A 3431-nucleotide genomic window follows, 5' to 3' on the forward strand; every position below is an offset into this window, starting at 1 on the left:
ACGCAGCGGTGTGAGACGGGCATTCTTGTGGATGTTCATTCGGACCCTCCGATGGATGCTGAAGCGTGGTAACTCCAGTCTCCTCGGTCCGGTCCGAATGGACAACCTCTCGAAAGCTCACACCTAGTGCCGGCAGTGGCACCGCTGTTGTCCGTCGACAGGTCCCGCGCTTGCTCGGTGCGACCAACAACCTTAAGCGCTAGGGCGTAACCTGACCCTGCAAGATCTCCTCACCGACTATAAGGTGCGCCTCACGATCTGAGACGATGGGACAGGATGGCTAAGGAGGTGCGCCGTCTTGCATGCCCCGCCAGCGAGGCGAACCCTCTCGGCTACGCGCGCCACCAGCGACGCTCCATATCGTCAGGCCTGCGTCTCATGCTCAGATGAGCCGGTATTTGGCTCTCTCATCAGCAAACCGAGAGAGCCCATGCCAAGACGGAAGCAAGCAAGACGAACGAGCGTCAGAGATATCCTGCGCCTGACCCATAAACAGGGCAGTCCGGTGGGCCAAGGTGGCAGAGCAACTGAGGTTCGGCAAGACTTCGGCTTCCACCTATCTGCGGGCGCTGGAGACGGGCTGTCGTGCAGGCCCTGCATGCGGCTTTGAGGACGATGCGATGTTGAAACACCGTCTGTTGCGCCGAATCGGCCGTCGGCCAAACGTTGGGTCGTCATCAGGTTCTCGACAGCTTCCCGGTGTCAAATCCAAACCGTGGTCGGCGATCCCCACCAGGGTGGGAAGGCAGCGCTGATATAGCCGAACGTCGATCAAGTCACGATCAACGATTGCCTCATGTCACATGCCCTGCGGGACTGAAAAACGGAGAAGAACATGTGCGATGCAAAACTGAAGACCGTGCTTTCGCTTTTTTCGCCGGTGGCCAGCAAATTAGATGCTCTCTCGTCCAACGGACCAGCGACGGATGCAAACTGCGTTAAGCTAAATACGAACGAGAACCCGTTTCCGTTGCCGAAGAGCGTAATGCAAAGTGCAATTGCTGCGATCGAACACCAGTATCTTTATCCGGAAGACGACAATCTCAGCTTAAGGGCAGCTGCCTCCGATGCTTACGGATTTTCCAAAGATCAGGTGATTGCCGGCAACGGTTCGTCGGAGCTGCTCGGACTCATCTACAGAGCTTTCCTCGCCCCAGGAGATAGAGTGGCAATGCTGTCGCCCGGATTTTCGTTCAACCGTAAACTTGCCATGTTGCAGGGTGCCGAGTTTCTCGAAATCGCATCGAGCGAAGCTCATCCCCTGCCGATAGAAAAACTGCTGTCCGGCCCCGCAAAAGACGCGAAGTTCATTCTGTTGGCTAATCCGAACAATCCGACCGGAACATTCGTGCCGGTGGCCGAAATCGAACGCCTTGTGGAGCAAGCAGATCGCTTGGTCGTCTTGGATGAGGCCTACGTTGACTTCGCACCCGACAATGCCCTGCGCCTCGTCAATAGACATCCGAATCTTTTGATCTTGAGGACTTTTTCAAAGAGCTATGCTGCCGCTGGCGTGCGAGTCGGCTTCGGTTTCGGTCACCCAGAAATCATTGGCAGGCTGCGCAACATCCAGAATGTCTTCAACATGAACGTGATCGGGCAGGCGGTCGGGAAAAGCATTCTTGCGCATCGCCACGCCTACGAAGAGAACCACAGGCACATCAAGCATGAACGACAGCGAGTGACCCTGGCGCTGTTGCAACTTGGCTTTTCCGTAACACCCTCCCACGCAAACTTTTTGCTGGCCCGTGTGCCGGCGGGACAGGAGGGCTCATGCTGGCAAGCCGCGTTGAAAGAGCAGGCGATCCTCATCGCCAGCTTTCCTGACGTAGATTTGAAGAACTGTATTCGCGTCAGCATTGGCACCACAGAGCAGATGGACAAATTCCTTGCTGCCGCCGAACGCGTCTGTATGAACTTTAAGAAGGATCGCGGTGCTCACAAGCATGAAGTCGATTCACATTAAGCATCAAGTAATGATATGTCGTGAGCTATGATGATTAGCGAATAAATATAGGTAATTTGGAGAACAATTAATTGAAGAAAATTTCCGCTTCGGGCCTGACCTTCGGCATCTTCGATCATCTGGACGAAAACGGCGATGACATCGCACAACAATATGCAGATCGGCTGAGCCTAGCAGAAGCGTGCGATGGCTATGGCTTTTATGCGTATCATCTCGCCGAGCACCACTGTACGCCGCATGGCAGAGGTCCATCACCGAATTTGTTCTTAGCGAGCGTCGCCCAGCGAACCCGCAGTCTTCGTGTTGGTCCCATGGTAATGCTACTTGCGCTCTATCATCCGCTGCGTGCCTTCGAGGAGATCTGCATGCTTGATCAGTTGAGCGGCGGCAGGCTTGAACTCGGCATAGGGCGCGGCTCTGCTCCCACTGAATTGGGATACTTCGGGGTTGCTGTAGAAGCAGCACCAGAACAGTATGCGGAGGCCAGTGAGATTCTCATCAATGCGATGAAAGGCGGGACGCTTTCTTATCAGGGCCGCCACTTTGAGTTGAAAGATGTTCCGCTGACGTTGAGACCTCACCAATATCCCCGTCCGCCGACATGGATCGCCACCAATCGACCCGAGCCGGCTAGCTGGGCCGCTGCGAATGGGGCAAACATCGCCTGCGTCGGACCTTCCACTTCTGTTCGCAGCGTTACCGACGCGTTCCGCGCCGCCCGAATTCACGATGCTGACATTGGCCAGCAAGCGCCATTTCTTGGATTGCTCCGAATGGTGGTGATAGGGCGTTCTGAAACAGATGCGTATTTGCTCGCAGCACCTGCCTATGAACGATGGCTCAATAGCTTCAAATTTCTATACGAACTAAATGCCATTTCCACTCCACCAAACTTGCCTTTGAACTTCGATGCAGCAATTGAAAGTGAATTGTGCGTCGTGGGAACGGCAGATTCTGTCCGAAAAGCTCTCCTTGATCAGCTGGAAGAGGCAGGTGCTAATTATCTTCTGTGTCAACTGGCATTTGGGGATTTGCCGCTGGATGCCTCACTATACACCGCATCGGCCATTGGATCCGAAATCATGGCTCGAGTTGCCGCATCGTGAATCCGTCGTGTGATTGGAGGAGCAGCGGCAGCGCTGCTCCTCATTGCGAAACGGTTGTGGGGGCCGGACTCCTGTGTCAGGTGTAAACCATTGGAGCACGTCCTATCTGATCCAGGTCATATCCTGCGGCTTTGAAGTAGTTGGCACATTCGGCTGGGGTGAAGAGGTCGACGACCGCGCCGAGGCGTCCTGACCTTGCCCCTCTGATCTAATCCGGTTTGAAGTTCGTTCTGGCCCATCCAGAGGACCAGGACATGAAACGCAGCCGCTTCTCTGAAGAGCAGATCATCGGAATTTTGAAGAAACACGAGGCCGGGGTATCGGTTGGCGATCTGTGCCGCAAGCACGGGGTCAGCGAC

Annotated in this window: 3 protein-coding genes; all 3 read left to right on the top strand. The window is 55.0% G+C overall.

Features of this window, described 5'->3' with window-relative positions; translation table 11 throughout:
- The first annotated feature begins 835 nt into the window (after positions 1–835).
- Entirely contained in the window at positions 836–1966 is a 1131-nt protein-coding gene (hisC, locus tag EN990_RS34915; protein ID WP_063169376.1) for a histidinol-phosphate transaminase, read from the top strand.
- Positions 1967–2037: 71 nt separating this feature from the next.
- Positions 2038–3072, top strand: coding sequence for an LLM class flavin-dependent oxidoreductase (locus tag EN990_RS34920; RefSeq protein ID WP_063169375.1), 1035 nt, complete (start codon positions 2038–2040; stop codon positions 3070–3072).
- A gap of 254 nt (positions 3073–3326) precedes the next feature.
- Positions 3327–3431 (top strand): transposase (locus EN990_RS34925; RefSeq protein WP_164766229.1); only part of this gene is annotated, 105 nt, incomplete at its 3' end.

It is taken from the genome of Mesorhizobium sp. M7A.F.Ca.US.005.03.1.1 (assembly GCF_003997975.1).
GTDB classification, from domain to species: domain Bacteria; phylum Pseudomonadota; class Alphaproteobacteria; order Rhizobiales; family Rhizobiaceae; genus Mesorhizobium; species Mesorhizobium ciceri.

Coding starts and splice junctions, on each gene's coding strand:
- hisC (WP_063169376.1), top strand. CDS start 836: ATGTGCGATGCAAAACTGAAGACCGTGCTTTCGCTTTTTTCGCCGGTG.